Origin of the sequence: Flavobacterium sharifuzzamanii (assembly GCF_003254585.1) — a bacterium.
In the GTDB taxonomy this organism is placed as follows: domain Bacteria; phylum Bacteroidota; class Bacteroidia; order Flavobacteriales; family Flavobacteriaceae; genus Flavobacterium; species Flavobacterium sharifuzzamanii.
The window spans coordinates 1-287 of the sequence record NZ_QJGZ01000015.1 but is presented as its reverse complement, the minus strand read 5'-3'; the positions used below and the strand labels follow the sequence as shown (position 1 = coordinate 287).

The window sequence follows — 287 nt, the reverse complement described above, 5'->3', positions numbered from 1 at the left end:
GCGGAAATACTTCTGACACTTTCACTCAAGTGATCACAATACAAGACACTACTGCTCCAACTTGGACAACACAGGCGGGTTCTTTAGATGTGACTTTGGAATGCAGCGATACAGCTGGTCTTGCTTCGGCTCAAGCTCAGATTCCGACAGCTTCTGATCTTTGCGATGCTGATGTTTCAAACATCACTAAAGTAAGCGGACAGTTCGTAGCTTCTCAAGGATGCGGAAACGCTGGAACTTACACTAATACTTGGACAGTTAAAGATGACTGCGGAAATACTTCTGAC

At 44.9% G+C, this 287-nt stretch carries 1 protein-coding gene; it reads left to right on the top strand.

Annotation, left to right across the window (positions count from 1 at the left end):
- Positions 1-29 precede the first annotated feature (29 nt).
- On the top strand, positions 30-287 hold a 258-nt coding region (locus DMA14_RS00065; protein ID WP_157957633.1), incomplete at its 3' end, for a hypothetical protein.